Below are 17,262 nucleotides of genomic sequence, written 5' to 3' on the forward strand. Positions count from 1 at the left end.
TCCCCGCGCCCCCTAAGGCCGGACCAGGAGCTGGAATTCGAATGAGTAGCGAGTGGGGCGATAGGTGTGGGTGCCGTATTCGACCGCTCTGCCCGTGTCGTCGAAGGTGACGCGTTGCATGGTGAGGAGGGGCGCGCCCGCCTCCTCGGTCAGGCGCTCCGCCTCCGCCGCCGTGGCCGCTCTGGCGCCGATGGACTGGCGGGCGCTGTGCAGGGTGATGCCCGCGGCGCGCATCATGCGGTACAGGCCGGTGGCCTCCAGCTGGGCGGTGTCCAGGTCGAGGAGGGCCGGGGGCAGGTAGTTGCAGAGGTGCGCCATCGGCTCGCCGTGGGCCAGGCGCAGGCGTTCCACCTGGTGCACGTCACTGCCCTCGGCGACGCCGAGCGCGGCGGCGATCTCTGCGGTGGCGGCGACGACGGTGTTGACGAGGACCTTCGTGGCGGGGCGCTGGCCGGCCGCCTCCAGGTCGTCGTAGAGGCTGCTGAGCTCCAGCGGCCGTTTGACCTGGCTGTGCACGACCTGGGTGCCGACTCCGCGGCGGCGCACGAGCAGGCCCTTGTCGACGAGCGACTGAATGGCCTGGCGGACGGTGGGCCGGGACAGGCCGAGCCGGGCCGCGAGCTCGATCTCGTTGCCCAGCAGGCTGCCAGGGGTGAGCGTTCCGTGCTCGATCGCGGCCTCCAGCTGCTGGGAGAGCTGGAAGTACAACGGCACCGGGCTGCTGCGGTCCACACTGAGCTCGAGCGTCACGGTCGGGTCCACTCCTGGTTTCGGCACGGCCCGAGCGTAGCTCCGTGCGTTGTTGACGGGAAGTCGTGTAGTCAGATTGTCCGGACATACAGATTGACAGCAGGGGGTTCCCGACCACACTTTGTTCACATGCGCATCGGGGTCATAGGGACGGGCCGCATCGGCACCATTCATGCGAACACGCTCAGCCGCCATCGGGAGGTCGGGTCCTTAATCCTCACGGACGCGGACGGCGCACGGGCCCAGGAGCTCGCGCACCGCCTGGGGGAGACCGCTGCCCCGGGCGTCGACGAGATCTTCAAATGGGGCGTGGACGCCGTGGTGATCACTACGGCGACCTCGGCCCACGCCGAGCTGATCGGCCGGGCGGCGCGCTCGGGGCTGCCGGTGTTCTGCGAGAAACCCATCGCGCTCGACCTGCCCGGCACGCAGCAGGCCATCGCCGAGGTGGAGACCGCCGGGACGATTCTCCAGATGGGCTTCCAGCGCCGCTTCGACGCGGGCTACACCGGCGCCCGGGAGGCGGTGCGCTCGGGGCGGCTCGGACGGCTGCACACCGTGCGGGCGCTCACCTCCGACCAGGCGCCGCCGCCCGCGGAGTGGCTGCCGCTGTCCGGGGGCCTGTACCGGGACACCCTGATCCATGACTTCGACATCCTGCGCTGGGTGACCGGGCACGAGATCGTCGACGTGTACGCGGCCGGGTCCGACGCCGGTCCCCCGATGTTCCGGGCGGCGGGGGACGTCGACACCGCGGCGGCCGTGCTCACCCTCGACGACGGAACCCTCGCGACGGCCACGGCCACGCGGTTGAACGGGGCCGGGTACGACGTGCGCATGGAGCTCGCCGGGGAGCTGGACCAGGTCGTGGTGGGCCTGGACGACCGCACGCCGATCGCGTCCACGGAACCCACCGGGCCGCCCGCGGCGGACAAGCCGTGGACGGGGTTCCTGGAGCGGTTCGGTCCGGCCTACGAGGCCGAACTGGCCGCGTTCATCGAGGTGGTCCGGGGCGAGAGGGCGAACCCCTGCGACGGGCGCGAGGCATTGCAGGCGCTAAGGGTCGCCGAGGCGTGCGAGATCTCGCGACGCGAGCGCAGAGCCGTGCGGCTGGCCGAACTCCCGGGCGGCACGAGCTCGACCGCGTTCTGAGCATGTCGCGCCGGCCGAGCCGCAGCCCGGCGCACCGTACCGACCGCAGTCGGCCCCGTAGCGACCGCGGTCCGTCACGCCCTGCTGACCGGATCCGGCAATCCCACGCGATCGCCCTCCGTCACGCCCATCGCGCACGTCCCGTCACGTCCACCCGATCACACCCCGGTCACCCCCACCGAGCTCAGCCCGACGAGCCCTGCCACCGCACCGGCAGGCTCCGCACGCCTCTGATCAGCATCCCCGGGAGCCACTCCCCCGTGGGCCCGTCGAGCGTGAGGGCGGGGGCGCGGTCCAGCAAGGTCCCGATCGCCGTGCGGGCCTCCAGGCGGGCCAGCGGGGCGCCGAGGCAGTAGTGGATGCCGTGGCCGAACGCGAGGTGGCCGCGGGGGGCGCGGCGGATGTCGAAGCGGTCCGGGGCCGGGTAGCGGGAGTCGTCGCGGTCGGCCGCGCTCAGGCAGATCATCACCGGGTCGCCCTCGGCTATGGCCCGTCCCGCTATCTCCAGGGGCTCGGCGGCGTACCGGAACGTCGCGTTCTCCACCGGGCCCTCGTAGCGCAGCGTCTCCTCGACCGCGCCGTCGATGAGACTCATGTCGGCGCGCAGGGCGGCGAGTTGGTCAGGGTGGGTGAGCAGGGCGTGCACGCCGTTGGTGATGAGGTTGACCGTGGTCTCGTGGCCCGCGATCAGCAGCAGGAAGGCCATGCCGCGCAGCTCGGACGCGGAGAGCCGGTCGCCGTCCTCGGCGGTGGTGCGGATGAGGTCGCCGAGCAGGTCGTCGCTCGGGCCGGCGCCCCGCTTGTCCTCGACGAGCTCCGTCAGGTACTCGCCCAGGCGCAGGACGGCGTCGTACGCACTCTCCGGGCTGGTGGGTGCCACGACCTCCGTGGACAGCTTCCGGAACTCGGTGCGGTCCATCTCGGGTACGCCGAGGAGCTCGCAGATCACGGTGATCGGCAACGGGTAGGCGAGGGACTGCACCAGGTCCGCGCGGCCGTGCGGCAGCATCGCGTCGAGGAGGTCGTCGGTGATCTCCTGGATCCTGGGCCGCAGTCGCTCGACCCGGCGCAGGGTGAAGGCGCGGGAGACCAGGCCGCGCAGCCTTGTGTGCTCGGGCGGGTCGCTGTTCAGCAGATGGCGGCCGATCAGCGCCTCGTCGTCGAAGATCATGCCGATTCGGCGGCCGTCCTTGGACAGTCTCGGATCGGCGAGTGCCGCGCGCGCCTCCTCGTGCCCGACGACGAGCCAGGTCTCGTAGTCGGCGTCGGAGCCGGGCGGCCGCACCCGGTGCACGGGGCCGAGGCCGCGCAACTCCGCGTACACGGGGTGCGGATCGACACGGAACGCGTCGCCGTACTCCCCCAGGTCGATCACTGCTTCGGTCATGAGCTCCCCCTTCACACCGTCAACGCCCGGCAGCCGTGCCTAGTGCCCGTCCGGCTCGGGTTCCTCGGACTGCTCCAGCAGTCCCGCGTCGTACGCCAACAACGCGATCTGCACCCGGTTGTTGAGGGCGAGCTTGGCCAGGACGCGGGACACATGGGTCTTGACGGTGGCGACGCTCATGTAGAGGGCGGTGGCGATCTCGGCGTTGGACAGGCCTTGGCCGACCGCGACGGCGACTTCGCGTTCGCGGTCGTTGAGGGCGGTGACGCGCTCACGCGCGCGTGCCCGTCGGGTGTCGGCGGCGGTGCCGGCCGCGTGGTCCATCAACTGGCGGGTGACGGTGGGCGACAGGACCGGGTCGCCGGCCGCGACCCGGCGGACGGCGGCGAGGATCTCGGCGGGCGGGGTGTCCTTGAGGACGAATCCGGCGGCACCCGCGCGCAGGGCACGCAGAACCTGTTCGTCGGCGTGGAAGGTGGTCAGGACGACGACCTGCGGGGCGTCGGGGCGGCCGCGTAGCCGCTCCGTGGCCGTGAGGCCGTCCACCGAGGGCATCCTGATGTCCATGAGGACGACGTCCGGGCGGGTCCGGTCGACGGCGGCCTCGACCTCGGTGCCGTCCGCCGCCTCCCCCACGATCTCGATGTCCTCGGCCCCGCCCATCATCAGGGACAGACCGGCCCGCACCAGGGGGTCGTCATCGACGAGGAGGAGTCTGATCACAGTCATGGGCCCTACGTAATCACGCGACGGCAGGGCGCAATCACCCTTGCGGGCGGGCGAGTTGCACGACGGGCGGCGCCAAGGACCGTCATCCCCACGGCAGCCACGCCCGTACCCCGAACGCGCCGTCCTCCTCCACCCCGTGCTCCAGCCGGCCACCGGCGAGCGTGGCGCGCTCGGTGAGGCCGATCAGGCCCTGGCCCGAGCCGGGGACGTGCGGCACCTCACCTTCGGGCGGGGGGTTCCGGACGGTCACGACAAGGCCCTCGCCCGGGCCGCCGGTGACGGTGACCGTGACCTCCGTGCCGGGGGCGTGCTTGCGGGCGTTGGTGAGGCCCTCCTGGACGATGCGGTAGGCGGTGCGGCCCACGGAGGCGGGCACGGCGGCGGCCTCGGCGACCCGGCTGTCGAGGATGACCTTCATGTCGGCCTCACGGGACTCGGCGACCAGGGTGTCGAGCGCGGCGAGGGTCGGCTGGGGGCGGCCGGTGTCGTCGTGGTCCGCGGCCCGGAGCACACCGATGATCTCCCGCAGATCCTGGAGCGCCTCGTGCGCGCTCTCCCGGATGACGCCGGCCGCTCGCGCGACCTCCTCCTGGGGCGCGTCCGGCCGGAACTCCAGGGCGCCCGCGTGGACGCTGAGCAGGGTCAGCCGGTGCGCGAGGACGTCGTGCATCTCGCGTGCGATGGCCTCGCGGGCGAGCCGCTGCGCCTGCTCGGCCCGCAGCCGCGCCTCGGTCTCGGCGCGCCGGGCGCGGTCGCGCAGGCTGAACATGAGCTGCCGTCTGGCCCGCACGAGCAGACCCCAGCCGACGACCGCGGCGACCAGCACCACGGTGAGGATGACCGAGACGACGTACGGCAGATCGGCGTCCGGCCGCAGCCGGAAGGTGAGGGGGACGACGGCGATGTTGATGCCGGCCACCCAGGCGACGTACCTGAGGGGGCGGTGCACGGCGAGGGTGAAGACGGCGATCATGCAGGCGCCGCCGGCGGTGTCCGAGAGCACGCCGAGCGGGATGGTGGCCAGGGCGAGACCGAGCGGCCAGCGGCGGCGCAACCACACGGCCGCGCAGGCGAGCGCGCCGAGCAGCTGGTCGACATCGGCCGCGGCCTGCGACACGTGCGGGTTGTCGCCCACCGCGTCCGCCGCGACCAGGCCGATGAAGACGGCCAGGAGGAAGCAGGAGAAGTCGACGAGCCAGTCGCGCGCGGTGCGCCGGGGACGCCGTCCGGGCCGCACGCCGGCCGGGTCGAACTCGTGGATCACGGCGGACGGCAGCAGCCAGCGCCGGCCGGGAAAGGCCGGAGGCTCGGGAACCGTCTCGTCACTGCTCACGGTCGACAAATCTACGCAGTGCGGCCCGGGCCCACCTCCCTGCGACCGGGATCGGCGACCAAAGTCGCGGCACCGCAGACTTTCGGCGCGAACGGCCCCGCAGGCCCGATGCTTCGGCGGAACGGGTCTCGCCCCGCGGCCGATGTTCGTGGGGGGGCCGCGGGGCGAGGGTCTACCCATGAAGCAACTGCTGGAACTGCTCGGTTTCCTCGCCCTGGTGCAGGGCGGGATGGGCCTGCTGCACGAGTTCACCGACTGGCGGATCGGCCTCGTGCAGCGGATCGGTTTCCTCCACGGCTACGAGGTCTACGCCAGCATCGCCTTGATCGTGCTGGGGTTCGCGCTGTTCGCCGCCGCGGAGAACCGGACGTCCGGCTGAACGCGGAGGGGACCTCCGGCCGGGCACCGTTCTCCCGGCCGCCACGGCCCTGTCAGCAGCCGTAGTTGACCAGGTTGAACGTGGCGTAGTGGTCCGCCGTGTAGTAGTCCTCCTGGCTCTTCTCACCGGTGACGATCCGGCGCGCGCCGCGCGTGGAGGAGCCCGGCGTGATCACCGTGTACTCGTGGTAGTAGCCGGTCGACCGGCTGGGCAGGACGCCTTCCCGGTTCTGGAAGACGACCCCGTCCTGCGAGTAGGGGTAGGGGCCACCCTGCTCGATCAGGTCCAGGGTGTCGTGCGCCTGGGACGGCAGCTTGGTGTAGCAGATGCTGCCGACCGCGGCCGCCGCCGGGGGTGCGGTGGTGACGGTGCCGCCGACGAGGAGGGCGGACAGGACGGCGGCCGCGGCGCCGATGCGAGTGATCCGTGGGGGGAATCTCATGCCCTCATGATGACGCGCGTAGACAGTGGCATGTCAATGACAACTTCGGAGATTTTCCCGGCAAGTCCGATGAGTTTTCAGGGAGTTAACCTGCCGCCCGGGCCCTTCACGAACACCGGGCTGCGGCCGGGCCGAGGTGTGTGTCCGTTCGCCGCCAGCGGTTCGGGGGCCAGGCCGGTGGGATGGGTGGCATGACAACGACTTACGGAACTCTGAACGGCAAGGTCGCGCTCGTCACCGGGGGCAGCCGGGGGATCGGTGCGGCCACGGCGGTGCGGCTGGCGCGGGAGGGCGCGGACGTGGCCGTGACGTACGTGGACGGCAAGGAGGCGGCCTCGGACGTCGTGCGGCGGGTCGAGGCGCTGGGGCGGCGGGCCGTAGCCCTGCGGGCGGACTCCGCGGACTCGCAGGAGGCGGCGGGGGCGGTCCCGCGCACGGCGGAGGCGCTCGGTGGGCTGGACGTGCTGGTGAACAACGCGGGCGTGGGGGTGCTCGGCCCGTTGGGCGAGCTGTCCCTCGCGGAGATCGACCGGGTGCTGGCGGTCAACGTGCGCGGGGTGTTCCTGACCTCTCAGGCGGCGGCCGCCCGGATGCGGGACGGGGGCCGGATCATCACGATCGGCAGCTGCATGACCCAGCGGGTGCCCGGTCCCGGCGGAAGCCTGTACACCACGAGCAAGTCGGCCCTGATCGGGCTGACGAAGGCCCTCGCGCGTGAGCTGGGGCCGCGGGGCATCACGGCGAACATCGTGCATCCCGGCCCCGTCGACACGGACATGAATCCGGCGGACGGGCCGTTCGCGGCGGGGCAGGCCGCGATGACCGCGGCGGGGCGGTTCGGGACGGCGGAGGAAGTCGCCTCGATGGTGGCGTATCTGGCGGGCGCGGAGTACGTCACGGGTGCGGAGTTCTCGGTGGACGGGGGGCATGCGGCGTGAGGTAGGCGCATCGCCCCCTGCGGCGTTCGAGGAGCAGGGGCCCGCTTCTCGAAGGCCGCAGGGGCTGATTGATCTCAGCCGCCCAGCTCCTGGTGCCTCGCCGACAGCGCCGCAGCGCCGCCCTCCGTCAGCGAACCGAACAGCCGAAGGCGCGAGATCCCCCCGTCCGGGAAGATGTCCACGCGCGCGTGCGTGCCCACCGCCGGGGTCGGCAGCACGAAACGGTGGTTCGTGTCGGGCTGGAGACGGGTGCGCGGGAGGACTTCCCGCCAGTCGCCGTCCTCGCCGTCGCGGACCGACACCGACGCCCAGCCGGCGCTGTTCCCCTTCAGATACGCCGTGTCGATCTCGATGGCCCGGATCCGGGACTGGGCCACGAGGCGGTAGCGGATCCAGTCGTTGCCCTGGTCACGACGGCGGCGGGTCTCCCAGCCGTCGTCCATCTTGCGGGAGCGCCCCGGCTGGATGGTGTTCGAGGCCGGCGAGTAGAAGAGGTTCGACGCGTCCTCCGCCTGGCCGCCGTTCTCCAGGGCGACCACGTCGAAGGTGCCGAGCACCTCCAGCCATGCCGGGTCCGGGACGACCTCGCCGTACACACGCAGGCGGGCGATGCCGCCGTCGGGGTGCTGGTTGACCCGCAGGTGTGTGAAGCGCTGTTCCAGCGACACGGAGAAGCCGTTCGCCGCGTGGCCGCCGACCGGCGTCCGCGGGACGAGCGTCGTCCACTTCACGTCGTCGCCCAGCAGTTCCTCCGGGGAGGGGGAGCCGGCCATGGCGGTGGCTTCGACCGACACCGCCTGCGGGTAGTTCCCGCGGAAGTGCGCCGTGTCGACCACGATCCCCCGGATCACCCCGGGCGCGCCCAGCCGCACCAGTGCCCAGTCGTGGTCCTCGGCCGTCGGCCAGGGGTGCTCGGCCGAGGCACCCCGGCGGCGCCGCGTCTCCCAGCCGTCCATGATCTTGCCCTTGTGCCCGAAGTGCTCGGGGTCGAACTCGGCCCGCTCGGGCATCAGCAGGTTCTCGCGCTGGGCGAAGAACTCGTCGTTGGCGGCGACGACCGAGGCACCGAGGGTCCGTGCGGCGAGGTTGGCGTACTGGGTGAAGGGGAAGTCGGCGGTGCGGTAGTCCGCGTAGGGGTCACCGCCGCCGTACGGGTTCGCGTCGCCGGTGAAGCTGGGAATCGCCGTCACGTCCATGTGCCTTTCTGGAGTTGCCGGTGCGGGTGGATCAGGACGTACGGGTGAGCAGTCGGCCCTTGGGAGCCGTGAACTCGCCGTCCGCCACGATGCGTTCGCCGCGCAGCCAGGTCGACTTCACCACGCCGTACAGGGTCTTGCCCGCGTACGCCGTGACGCGGTTGCGGTGCTGGAGGGCCGCCGGGTCCACGGTGAAGGTCTCGTCGGGCGCGAGGACCGCGAAGTCGGCGTCGCGGCCGGCCTCGATGGCGCCCTTCCGGTCCAGGCCCACCAGTTGGGACGTCCGCGTGGACATCCAGCGGACCACGTCCTCCAGCGAGTGACCGCGCTTGCGGGCCTCCGTCCAGACCGCCGCCAGGCTCAGCTGGAGGCCGGAGATGCCGCCCCACGCCGTGGCGAAGTCGTCCGTCTTGAGGTCGGCCGTGGACGGGGAGTGGTCGGTGACCACGCAGTCGATGGTGCCGTCGGCCAGCGCCCGCCACAGCAGGTCCTGGTTGGCGGACTCGCGGATGGGCGGACAGCACTTGAACTCGCTGGCGCCGTCCGGGACTTCCTCGGCGGTGAGGGTGAGGTAGTGCGGGCAGGTCTCGACGGTGATGCGGACACCGTCCGCCTTGGCCTGGGCGATCAGCGGGAGCGCGTCGCTCGACGACAGATGCAGCACATGCACGCGCGCGTCCAACCGCTTCGCGTGGGCGATGAGTTGGGCGATCGCCGTGTCCTCGGCGTCGCGCGGGCGGGACGCGAGGAAGTCGGCGTACCTGGGACCGCTGTGCTGCGGGGCCGCCTCCAGGTGGTGCGGGTCCTCCGCGTGCACGATCAGCAGGCCGCCGAAGGAGGCGATCTCGGCCAGGGACCGGGCGAGCCCGTCCTGGTCGAGATGCGGGAACTCGTCCACACCCGACGGTGACAGGAACGCCTTGAAGCCGAAGACACCCGACTCGTGCAGGGGGCGCAGGTCCTTGACGTTGTCGGGCAGGGCGCCGCCCCAGAATCCGACGTCGATGTGGGCCTTGTCGGCGGCGACCTCCTGCTTCGTACGGAGGTGGTCGACCGTCGTCGTGGGCGGGAGGGAGTTGAGCGGCATGTCGACGAGGGTGGTGATGCCGCCGGCCGCCGCCGCGCGCGTGGCGGTCCAGAAGCCCTCCCACTCGGTGCGGCCGGGGTCGTTGACGTGCACATGGGTGTCGACCAGGCCGGGCAGCAGGACGTGGTCGCCGAGGTCCTCCAGCTGGGCGTTCCCGGTCACGGGAGCGTCGTACGGCAGTACGGCCGTGATCCGCCCGCCGACGACCGCGACCGATGCGGGCCGTGTCCCCTCGGGCGTGATGACGCGCGTCGAGCGCAGCACCAGTTCAGTGTCGGACACCCGGACCCCTCTCTTCCGCCGTGAAGTTCCGTACCGCCGTTAACTTCCGCGTAACGGAATTCAACTTTCTGTTGAAGGAGTCTTCACTCCCGGTTGAGCGCCGTCAAGGGCTCACCTCCTCACAGTGCACCCCGCGTCGACACTCTGGACGTTTCCATAAAGCGGAATTACGATTCCAGCAAGCAGAACGTAGCTACGCACCAGCGGGGAGTCAACCGGCTGCCGGGTAGGCTTCTGCCCTCCTGCCCAGACCCGAAAGGCAGCCCCGAAAGGAACGCGCCGTGCCGACGTCCAGCGCCAGCACCACCGACTCCGCCAAGTCCGCCGGTGGCGGGGTCCAGTCCCTCGAGCGCGCCTTCGATCTGCTGGAACGGATGGCGGACGCGGGCGGAGAAGTCGGACTGAGCGAACTGTCCGCGAGCAGCGGGCTGCCGCTGCCCACCATCCACCGCCTCATGCGGACGCTCGTGACCTGCGGATACGTCCGCCAGCAGGCCAACCGGCGGTACGCCCTCGGCCCGCGTCTGATCCGCCTCGGCGAGTCGTCCGCCCGGCTGCTCGGCACCTGGGCCCGCCCCTACCTCGCCCGTCTGGTCGAGGAGACCGGCGAGACGGCCAACATGGCGCTGCTCGACGGGGACGAGATCGTCTACGTCGCCCAGGTGCCCTCGAAGCACTCGATGCGGATGTTCACCGAGGTCGGCCGGCGCGTCCTGCCGCACTCCACGGGCGTCGGCAAGGCCCTGCTCGCCAACACGCCCGACGACGAGGTGCGCGCCCTGCTGGCCCGGACCGGCATGCCGGCCGCGACGGAGAAGACGATCACCACGCCGGACGGGTTCCTCGCGGCCCTGAAGGACGTGCGCGGCCAGGGCTACGCGGTCGACGACAACGAGCAGGAGATCGGCGTCCGCTGCCTCGCGGTGTCGGTGCCCAACTCCCCCACCGCCGCCGCCATTTCGATCTCCGGTCCGGCGGGCCGGGTCACCGAGGCGGCCACCGAGAAGATCGTGCCGGTGCTCCAGCAGGTGGCCGGGGAGCTGTCGGAGGCACTGGCCAGCCAGAACCCGGCATGACGGTCCGGCACCGCTGGCCGGGTCGGTACACCGACCGCCACGGTACGGAGGAGATCGTCTTCGAGTCGGACGGCCGGGAGCTGATCCGTACGACGATCAGGGGCGTCCGCTTCGAAGGCGGGACGATGGACACGCTCGGCGCGCTGCCCGGCGAGCTTCCCGAGCCGGGGTTCACCTTCGTCGAGGGAGACCTGTTCGCCTGCCTCCTGGAGTGGGGACAGACCATGCCGGTCGAGGTCGCGGGCCAGGGCGAGCGCGTCGCGACGGTGCACTGCGCGATGCGGCTCGGCCACCCCACGGACGGTGAGGAGTTGACCGTCACCCTGCGCCTGGACGGGCACGAGTTCCGCGCCACCCACCCGGACTTCGAGGAGGCGCTGCACGAGATCGGCCGCGACCTGCCCCGCTCCGTGCGGCTCAAGGCGTGCATCGCGTGCGCCTGGTCCGACTACCACCCGGTGGGCCACGGCATGATGACCGGGCTGGCCTGCTTCCGGGACGCGAAGGACGTCTACCGGCAGTGCGACGGCAAGTACGGACCGCACGGCATCCTCACGATCTGGTCCCGGCGCACCGAGTTCGTCCAGGAGACCTGGCTGTGCGAGCGGTTCGAGCACCGGACGTCGGACCGGGGCTACCGGGGGCCCTTCCCGTTCCGCGGCCGGTTCTTGACCTAGCGCCGCGGCTCCCCGAACAGCTCCACCGCCCTGCGTACGTCGGTCAGCCCCCGCGACAGCGCGCTCACCGACCCGATCGCCCCGGCGATCAGCAGTAACGACCGCCGCAGACGCGGCACTTCGGGCGTGCCGTCGATCGTCATGGCGGCCAGCGCGGCGAGTTCGTCCTCGGCGATGCCCCGGTCGGGGAACTCGGCCGGGTGTGCGGCGAGTTCGCGGCGCAGCCGGGACACCGCGGTCCGCAGTTCCGCCACTCTCTGATCGTTGTCGCTGCCGGTCACCGGCCTCTGCCCCAAGCTCCGCAACACAGCTCTCCCCCTCGCACTCCTCAGTGCGCCCCACCGTCGTGAAGCCCCTTCGGCGGCGGTCAGGCCCCGAGGGACGCGGGTCAGTAAACGCCACGCAAGGCGCCGCGCGCCACCGTACGGACCGAAATTCAGCCCGTGGAAACCCCGGCGCACGCCGGCGCGTCAGGTATGCAGGACGCATGACGGAGAACGAACAGCAGGTCGCCGCACTGCTGCTGGCCGCCGGCGGTGGGCGGCGGCTCGGCGGGCGGCCCAAGGCACTGCTCGAACACCGGGGCCGCCCGCTCGTCGAACACGCGGTCGGTGTCCTGCGCGCGGCCGGCTGCACCCGCGTGCACGTGGTCCTGGGGGCGGCCGCGGCGGTCGTACGGGAGCGGGCCGAGCTCGGTGGCTGCGTGCTCGTGGAGAACCCGGAGTGGGCCGACGGCATGGGGTCGTCGCTGCGGGCCGGGCTCGACTCGCTCGCCGGGACGGGAGCGCGGGCCGCGCTGGTCTCGCTCGTCGACCAGCCCGGCATCGGGGCGGGGGCCGTGCGCCGCGTGCTCGCCGCGTACGAGGGCGAGACCTCGCTCGTCTCGGCCGCGTACCACGGCGTGCGCGGCCATCCCGTCCTCTTCGGTGCCGCGCACTGGACGGGGATCTCGGCGACTGCGACCGGCGACCGGGGGGCACGCGCCTATCTGAAGGAGCACCAGCGCGCCCTCACGCTCGTCGAGTGCGGGGACGTGGCCGAGCCCTACGACATCGACACGCCGGTGGATCTGGCGCACCTTGAGTGAACGCGGTGGCACGCAGAGCCACCCTTGCTCGACCCGGAGAATCTCGACATCAACAAACCATTGAACTTCCACGATGAGGAAACTAGTATCCACTGCTCAGAAGCGCCCTGCCCTTGTGAGGGGCGTCGCTCGCGTACCCGGTTCGACTGGCACCCGGTGCCACCGCTGAAGGAAGTGACCGCTCATGTCCGCACCAGCGCCGTCCCCGCTGGCCATCGTCGACGCCGAGCCCCTGCCGCGGCAGGAGGAGGTCCTCACCGAGGCGGCCCTGGCCTTCGTGGCCGAGCTGCACCGCCGGTTCACGCCCCGGCGTGACGAGCTCCTCGCCCGCCGCGCCGAGCGCCGCGCCGAGATCGCCCGCACCTCCACGCTCGACTTCCTCCCGGAGACCGCCGCGATCCGTGCGGACGACTCCTGGAAGGTGGCCCCCTCTCCCGCGGCCCTGGACGACCGCCGGGTCGAGATCACCGGCCCCACCGACCGCAAGATGACCATCAACGCCCTGAACTCCGGGGCGAAGGTGTGGCTCGCGGACTTCGAGGACGCCTCGGCGCCGACGTGGGAGAACGTCGTCCTCGGGCAGGTCAACCTGGCCGACGCGTACACCCGGAACATCGACTTCACGGACGAGAGGTCCGGCAAGTCGTACGCGCTCAAGGCCGACGAGGACCTCGCCACGGTCGTCATGCGCCCGCGCGGCTGGCACCTGAGCGAACGGCACCTGGTCGACGCGAACGGCACCCCTGTCCCGGGCGCCCTGGTCGACTTCGGCCTGTACTTCTTCCACAACGCCCAGCGGTTGCTCGACCTCGGCAAGGGCCCGTACTTCTATCTCCCGAAGACCGAGTCGCACCTCGAAGCGCGCCTGTGGAACGACGTGTTCGTCTTCGCGCAGGAATACGTCGGCATCCCGCAGGGCACCATCCGCGCGACCGTCCTGATCGAGACGATCACGGCGGCGTACGAGATGGAGGAGATTCTCTACGAACTCCGCGACCACGCCTCCGGGTTGAACGCGGGCCGCTGGGACTACCTGTTCTCCATCGTCAAGAACTTCCGTGACGGCGGCGCCAAGTTCGTCCTGCCGGACCGCAACGCGGTCACGATGACCGCCCCGTTCATGCGCGCGTACACCGAACTCCTCGTCCGCACCTGCCACAAGCGCGGCGCACACGCGATCGGCGGCATGGCGGCCTTCATCCCGTCCCGCCGGGACGCCGAGGTCAACAAGGTGGCCTTCGAGAAGGTGCGCGCCGACAAGGACCGCGAGGCCGGCGACGGTTTCGACGGCTCCTGGGTCGCCCACCCCGACCTGGTGCCGATCGCCATGGAGTCCTTCGACAAGGTCCTCGGCGACAAGCCCCACCAGAAGGACCGGCTCCGCGAGGACGTCCACGTCGAGGCGGCCGACCTCATCGCGATCGACTCGCTGAAGGCCAGGCCGACGTACGACGGCCTGGTCAACGCCGTCCAGGTCGGCATCCGTTACATCGAGGCCTGGCTGCGCGGGCTCGGCGCGGTGGCCATCTTCAACCTCATGGAGGACGCGGCCACCGCCGAGATCTCCCGCTCGCAGATCTGGCAGTGGATCAACGCGGGCGTCGAGTTCGAGCACGCGGGAAGCACCGTGAAGGCCACCCCGGAGCTGGCCCGCGAGGTCGCCGCCCAGGAGCTCGCGACCATCCGTGCCGAACTCGGCGAGGAGGCGTTCGCCGCCGGTCACTGGCAGCAGGCCCATGACCTGCTGCTGGAAGTCGCGCTGGACGAGAACTACGCCGACTTCCTCACGCTGCCGGCGTACGAGCAGCTGCGCGGCTGATCCTCAAAAGGCTCACGTGTCCGAGTGGCCCAGGGACTTCCCCGGGGCCACTCGGTCGCGTACGGCCTGCTTGACCGCCGTGGGCTCCGGGAAGCCCTGCTCCCGCCGGTCCCAGACCACCTCGCCGCCGACGCGCACGACGAAGATCCCGCCCGTGCCGGGCTTCAGGGCCAGCTCCGTCAGCTCGGTCTCGAAGGTCGTGAGCAGCTCCTGCGCCAGCCAGGCCGCGCGCGGCAGCCAGCGGCACCGGGTGCAGTACTCGATCTCGACCCGCCGGGAGTTTGAGGAAAGCTCCGTCATCCGAGGTGCACCGACCAATCCTGTTCCGCTGCCGGTTTGCCGTGCAGGTCCGGGACCCGCTTCAGCCACTTGGGCCGGCCTTCCTGTGTTCTCTCCGCCCGTTCGGCCTCCTCGGCGGCGAGTTCCTCCCGGGAGGGGAAGTCGGTGGGCAGCCATGACGGGGATGTCCGCACGCGTGCGTGGAGGTACCTCACATAGGCCTCGCGTGCGTCGGCCGGGGTCGCGAAGTCGGTGAGCCAGGCGTCGGGGACGGCCGCGGTGACCTCGCGCAGGAGGTCGAGAGTGACTTCGGGCGCCAGCTCGGCGTCGGCGGCGCGCACGTCGGGGCCGTAGTGGCCGAGGGCGTGGTGGCGGAAGTCGTAGGACTTCGCCGGGTCCGTGCCCTCCCAGCGGTGGTGGAAGACGAGGGCGGCACCGTGGTCGATCAGCCACAGCCGCGGGGGCGCGATGCCGAGCGTCGGCCAGACCATCAGGTTCGAGCTGTGGACCGTACGGTCGACGTTGACGGTCAGCGCGTCGAGCCAGACGACTCGGCCCGCCTCCAGCGGATCCACCGGGAAGGTCCTGGCGATCTCGGGGGTGAAGTCACGCGCGCCCGGCAGATAGTCCATACCGAGGTTCACGCCCGTGCTCGCCGCGTGGAGGTCCCGCACCTCCTGGTGCGGCTCGCTGTCGGCGATCGCCGGGTCGAAGTGCACGAGGACCAGCTCGGGGAAGCGCAGCCCCAGTGCCCGCGCCAGCTCACCGACGATCACCTCGGCGACCAGCGCCTTGCGGCCCTGGGCGGAGCCGGTGAACTTCACGACGTAGGTGCCCAGGTCATCGGCCTCGACGACGCCGGGGACCGAACCTCCGGACCTCAGGGGTTCGATGTAGCGGGTCGCGGTAACATCTCTCAGCATCTTCCAAGGCTCCGCGTCTTGTTTTCCTTAGATGTCACGGCGATCTCCAGCGTGGCGCGATCCGGGAAAACCTCCTCGATCAGCCCTGGGGAGAATCTGGGGAGTTTCGGCCGGCATGCTCATCACCCTGCCTCCCCAGCAGTCCGTCGATCGCGGTGCGGCCCTTGCTTCCGGCCTCCGGCATGAAGTGAGCATAGTGACCAAGCGTGACAGCCGGGGAGGAGTGCCCGAGCCATCGCGCCAGCGTCACTACGGACTCCCCCGCCTCCAGCATGATCGAGGCATAGGTGTGCCGCAGCACGTGGAAGCCATCCTTCGGCGCAGCCTCCCCCTGCCAGTCCTTCGCGCCCTCCGCACGCGGCGGGATGATGCCGGCCCTGGCCAAGGCCGGTTTCCAGGTGTAGGTGTTCCACGTGTTGACCGCCACGGCGTTGCCGAATCGCGTGGTGAGCAGGAGGGAGAACTTCTTCCGCTGCTTGTCCGCGTCCGGCTTTCCCCACAAAAGCTCCACCTCCACTGGCGGGAACGCTTCGACGTGACACTTCAGCTCGTCAGCCACCGAGAGGGGCATGTCGACGATGCGTGTCTTGGCACCCTTCGGCAAGGCGAAGTACAACCTCCCCTTGAGCGCCTGAACTTGGCGACGAACATGGAGGACACCTCGGCCGTAGTCGATGTCCTCCGGGCTCAGCCCGAAGACTTCACCCTGTCGAAGTCCGCACCCCAGTCCGAGTACGACGGATATCCGGTGCCGAGGGCTGATCACGTCACGGACGTGGAGTGCCCTCTCCAGCAACCACGCTTCGCGTCGCTCCTTCGGCGCCTTCGGCCACCGGACCGACTTCGCGTGCATGGGGATTGTGAGGAGTCGTCCTGCAGGTCAGTGTGAGCATGCAGCGGTGGCTTGCCCGCCGGCTGACATTGACGCGCACTGAGACGGCGGCAGGCATTGCGCTTGTCACTAACCCCGGGCTTTCACGAGCAGTGCCGTCTACCGCTTGATCAGAGATGCGAGGAGCGCTCATGACCTGCACAGATGGGACCTGTGGAGGGTCCTGGACGTTGCTGCGGAAGCGCACTTCTCAGATGAAGAGTGCTGACCTGTATCTGCAGGTCGCGTCCAGCGCGTCGGCCGTGGGATCAGACGGGTGAGGTGCTGCTGGTCGAGACAGTCCGCAACACCGGCTCGCATCAGGCGATAATGATCAGCCGCCTGTGCGTATCACTTGGGGGGTCTTGTGAGTCTGAGTCCGCGCGAGGTGTTTCTCCGCCTTGTTCATGGGGTCGCCGACGGGAACTCAAGCGAGTTGCCTGACCTGTACGGCGAGGTTACGGATGTCCGGCATCCGATGGCGACGCCGGAGTCCGAGCCGTTGACGAGTCGGCGTGCGCTCCGGGAGCACTTCACGGTGCCGCCGGAAATGCGGGAGTCCTTGCCGCAGAGGAGTGTCGTCGATGTCGTCGTCCACGAGACCGCCGATCCTGAAGTGATCGTCGCCGAGTTCGCCTACGAGTTCACGTTGCCGGACGACTCCAGGTCCAAGGTGCCCTGCGTCTTCGTCATGCGTGTGCGGGACGGTCAGATCATCGAGTCTCGCGACTACATCGACCCGATCCGTACGTACACGGCACGCGGGGACCTCGACCGCCTCCTCGCGTCGTTGCGCAAGGGCGTTTCCTAACGTCGCGCTTTCCGAGGTGGGCTGTCCATCTGTTGATGATGAAC

The 17,262-nt window shown here is 70.6% G+C and carries 19 protein-coding genes; 8 read left to right on the forward strand and 11 right to left on the reverse strand.

The features are described from left to right. Window positions 1-12 precede the first annotated feature (12 nt). Window positions 13-750: a GntR family transcriptional regulator gene (locus tag ABZT02_RS29040; protein ID WP_356022454.1), complete on the reverse strand. Its 738-nt coding sequence runs from the start codon at window positions 748-750 to the stop codon at window positions 13-15. A 129-nt stretch (window positions 751-879) separates the two neighbouring features. On the opposite strand from ABZT02_RS29040, the gene ABZT02_RS29045 reads away from it, so the two are divergent. Continuing rightward, window positions 880-1,902, forward strand: a complete 1,023-nt coding sequence (locus ABZT02_RS29045; protein ID WP_356022456.1) for a Gfo/Idh/MocA family oxidoreductase — start codon at window positions 880-882, stop codon at window positions 1,900-1,902. Window positions 1,903-2,086: 184 nt separating this feature from the next. Here the strand turns inward: ABZT02_RS29045 and ABZT02_RS29050 are convergent, their stop codons facing one another. The 3 genes from ABZT02_RS29050 to ABZT02_RS29060 form a co-directional block, all read right to left on the reverse strand. Next, a complete protein-coding gene (locus ABZT02_RS29050) occupies window positions 2,087-3,289 on the reverse strand; it encodes a cytochrome P450 (RefSeq protein ID WP_356022460.1) in 1,203 nt (400 codons plus the stop codon). 39 nt (window positions 3,290-3,328) lie between these two features. Further along, window positions 3,329-4,018: a response regulator transcription factor gene (locus tag ABZT02_RS29055; RefSeq protein WP_356022462.1), complete on the reverse strand. Its 690-nt coding sequence runs from the start codon at window positions 4,016-4,018 to the stop codon at window positions 3,329-3,331. A gap of 82 nt (window positions 4,019-4,100) precedes the next feature. After that, window positions 4,101-5,360: a histidine kinase gene (locus ABZT02_RS29060; RefSeq protein WP_356022464.1), complete on the reverse strand. Its 1,260-nt coding sequence runs from the start codon at window positions 5,358-5,360 to the stop codon at window positions 4,101-4,103. Between the two features lie 169 nt (window positions 5,361-5,529). Between ABZT02_RS29060 and ABZT02_RS29065 the strand changes: the two genes are divergently transcribed. Beyond that, window positions 5,530-5,730 (forward strand): hypothetical protein, encoded by a 201-nt coding sequence (locus tag ABZT02_RS29065; protein WP_356022466.1) that lies wholly within the window; start codon window positions 5,530-5,532, stop codon window positions 5,728-5,730. A 52-nt stretch (window positions 5,731-5,782) separates the two neighbouring features. Here the strand turns inward: ABZT02_RS29065 and ABZT02_RS29070 are convergent, their stop codons facing one another. Then, the gene (locus ABZT02_RS29070; RefSeq protein WP_356022468.1) at window positions 5,783-6,172 is read right to left on the reverse strand and encodes a ribonuclease domain-containing protein; all 390 of its coding nucleotides are present in this window, start codon (window positions 6,170-6,172) and stop codon (window positions 5,783-5,785) included. A gap of 182 nt (window positions 6,173-6,354) precedes the next feature. On the opposite strand from ABZT02_RS29070, the gene ABZT02_RS29075 reads away from it, so the two are divergent. Beyond that, window positions 6,355-7,110, forward strand: coding sequence for an SDR family oxidoreductase (locus tag ABZT02_RS29075; RefSeq protein WP_356022470.1), 756 nt, complete (start codon window positions 6,355-6,357; stop codon window positions 7,108-7,110). A gap of 74 nt (window positions 7,111-7,184) precedes the next feature. Here the strand turns inward: ABZT02_RS29075 and alc are convergent, their stop codons facing one another. Both alc and allB read right to left on the reverse strand, forming a co-directional pair. Beyond that, window positions 7,185-8,306 (reverse strand): allantoicase, encoded by a 1,122-nt coding sequence (gene alc / locus ABZT02_RS29080; protein WP_356022472.1) that lies wholly within the window; start codon window positions 8,304-8,306, stop codon window positions 7,185-7,187. Window positions 8,307-8,337: 31 nt separating this feature from the next. After that, window positions 8,338-9,675, reverse strand: a complete 1,338-nt coding sequence (allB, locus tag ABZT02_RS29085; protein WP_356022474.1) for an allantoinase AllB — start codon at window positions 9,673-9,675, stop codon at window positions 8,338-8,340. Between the two features lie 281 nt (window positions 9,676-9,956). Here allB and ABZT02_RS29090 point away from each other — a divergent pair, with 281 nt between their 5' ends. After that, complete coding sequence (locus tag ABZT02_RS29090; protein WP_356022476.1) at window positions 9,957-10,751, forward strand: IclR family transcriptional regulator; 795 nt, start codon at window positions 9,957-9,959, stop codon at window positions 10,749-10,751. Then, complete coding sequence (locus ABZT02_RS29095) at window positions 10,748-11,428, forward strand: DUF6304 family protein (protein ID WP_356022478.1); 681 nt, start codon at window positions 10,748-10,750, stop codon at window positions 11,426-11,428. The genes ABZT02_RS29090 and ABZT02_RS29095 overlap by 4 nt, the downstream gene beginning before the upstream one ends. Here ABZT02_RS29095 and ABZT02_RS29100 read toward each other — a convergent pair. Further along, entirely contained in the window at window positions 11,425-11,709 is a 285-nt protein-coding gene (locus ABZT02_RS29100) for a DUF5955 family protein (RefSeq protein WP_356022480.1), read from the reverse strand. The genes ABZT02_RS29095 and ABZT02_RS29100 overlap by 4 nt on opposite strands. Before the next feature lie 206 nt (window positions 11,710-11,915). Here ABZT02_RS29100 and ABZT02_RS29105 point away from each other — a divergent pair, with 206 nt between their 5' ends. Next, window positions 11,916-12,515, forward strand: coding sequence for a nucleotidyltransferase family protein (locus ABZT02_RS29105; protein WP_356022484.1), 600 nt, complete (start codon window positions 11,916-11,918; stop codon window positions 12,513-12,515). Window positions 12,516-12,699: 184 nt separating this feature from the next. Then, window positions 12,700-14,334 (forward strand): malate synthase A, encoded by a 1,635-nt coding sequence (gene aceB, locus ABZT02_RS29110; protein WP_356022486.1) that lies wholly within the window; start codon window positions 12,700-12,702, stop codon window positions 14,332-14,334. Between the two features lie 12 nt (window positions 14,335-14,346). Here the strand turns inward: aceB and ABZT02_RS29115 are convergent, their stop codons facing one another. The 3 genes from ABZT02_RS29115 to ABZT02_RS29125 form a co-directional block, all read right to left on the reverse strand. Further along, window positions 14,347-14,634 carry an Rdx family protein gene (locus ABZT02_RS29115; RefSeq protein ID WP_356022488.1) on the reverse strand — a complete coding sequence of 96 codons (288 nt, stop codon included), beginning with the start codon at window positions 14,632-14,634 and terminating at the stop codon, window positions 14,347-14,349. Next, window positions 14,631-15,536: a HipA family kinase gene (locus tag ABZT02_RS29120; RefSeq protein ID WP_356022491.1), complete on the reverse strand. Its 906-nt coding sequence runs from the start codon at window positions 15,534-15,536 to the stop codon at window positions 14,631-14,633. The genes ABZT02_RS29115 and ABZT02_RS29120 overlap by 4 nt, the downstream gene beginning before the upstream one ends. A gap of 79 nt (window positions 15,537-15,615) precedes the next feature. Next, window positions 15,616-16,389: a site-specific integrase gene (locus ABZT02_RS29125; RefSeq protein WP_356022493.1), complete on the reverse strand. Its 774-nt coding sequence runs from the start codon at window positions 16,387-16,389 to the stop codon at window positions 15,616-15,618. Between the two features lie 406 nt (window positions 16,390-16,795). Between ABZT02_RS29125 and ABZT02_RS29130 the strand changes: the two genes are divergently transcribed. Next, on the forward strand, window positions 16,796-17,218 hold the full coding sequence (locus ABZT02_RS29130; RefSeq protein WP_356022495.1) for a nuclear transport factor 2 family protein: 423 nt from the start codon (window positions 16,796-16,798) through the stop codon (window positions 17,216-17,218). Window positions 17,219-17,262 lie beyond the last annotated feature (44 nt).

The organism is Streptomyces sp. NPDC005402 (genome assembly GCF_040606575.1).
Taxonomy (GTDB): domain Bacteria; phylum Actinomycetota; class Actinomycetes; order Streptomycetales; family Streptomycetaceae; genus Streptomyces.

Coding starts and splice junctions, on each gene's coding strand:
- ABZT02_RS29045 (WP_356022456.1), top strand. CDS start 880: ATGCGCATCGGGGTCATAGGGACGGGCCGCATCGGCACCATTCATGCG.
- ABZT02_RS29050 (WP_356022460.1), bottom strand. CDS start 3,289: ATGACCGAAGCAGTGATCGACCTGGGGGAGTACGGCGACGCGTTCCGT.
- ABZT02_RS29055 (WP_356022462.1), bottom strand. CDS start 4,018: ATGACTGTGATCAGACTCCTCCTCGTCGATGACGACCCCCTGGTGCGG.
- ABZT02_RS29065 (WP_356022466.1), top strand. CDS start 5,530: ATGAAGCAACTGCTGGAACTGCTCGGTTTCCTCGCCCTGGTGCAGGGC.
- ABZT02_RS29070 (WP_356022468.1), bottom strand. CDS start 6,172: ATGAGATTCCCCCCACGGATCACTCGCATCGGCGCCGCGGCCGCCGTC.
- ABZT02_RS29075 (WP_356022470.1), top strand. CDS start 6,355: ATGGGTGGCATGACAACGACTTACGGAACTCTGAACGGCAAGGTCGCG.
- alc (WP_356022472.1), bottom strand. CDS start 8,306: ATGGACGTGACGGCGATTCCCAGCTTCACCGGCGACGCGAACCCGTAC.
- ABZT02_RS29095 (WP_356022478.1), top strand. CDS start 10,748: ATGACGGTCCGGCACCGCTGGCCGGGTCGGTACACCGACCGCCACGGT.
- ABZT02_RS29105 (WP_356022484.1), top strand. CDS start 11,916: ATGACGGAGAACGAACAGCAGGTCGCCGCACTGCTGCTGGCCGCCGGC.
- aceB (WP_356022486.1), top strand. CDS start 12,700: ATGTCCGCACCAGCGCCGTCCCCGCTGGCCATCGTCGACGCCGAGCCC.
- ABZT02_RS29115 (WP_356022488.1), bottom strand. CDS start 14,634: ATGACGGAGCTTTCCTCAAACTCCCGGCGGGTCGAGATCGAGTACTGC.
- ABZT02_RS29120 (WP_356022491.1), bottom strand. CDS start 15,536: ATGCTGAGAGATGTTACCGCGACCCGCTACATCGAACCCCTGAGGTCC.
- ABZT02_RS29125 (WP_356022493.1), bottom strand. CDS start 16,389: ATGCACGCGAAGTCGGTCCGGTGGCCGAAGGCGCCGAAGGAGCGACGC.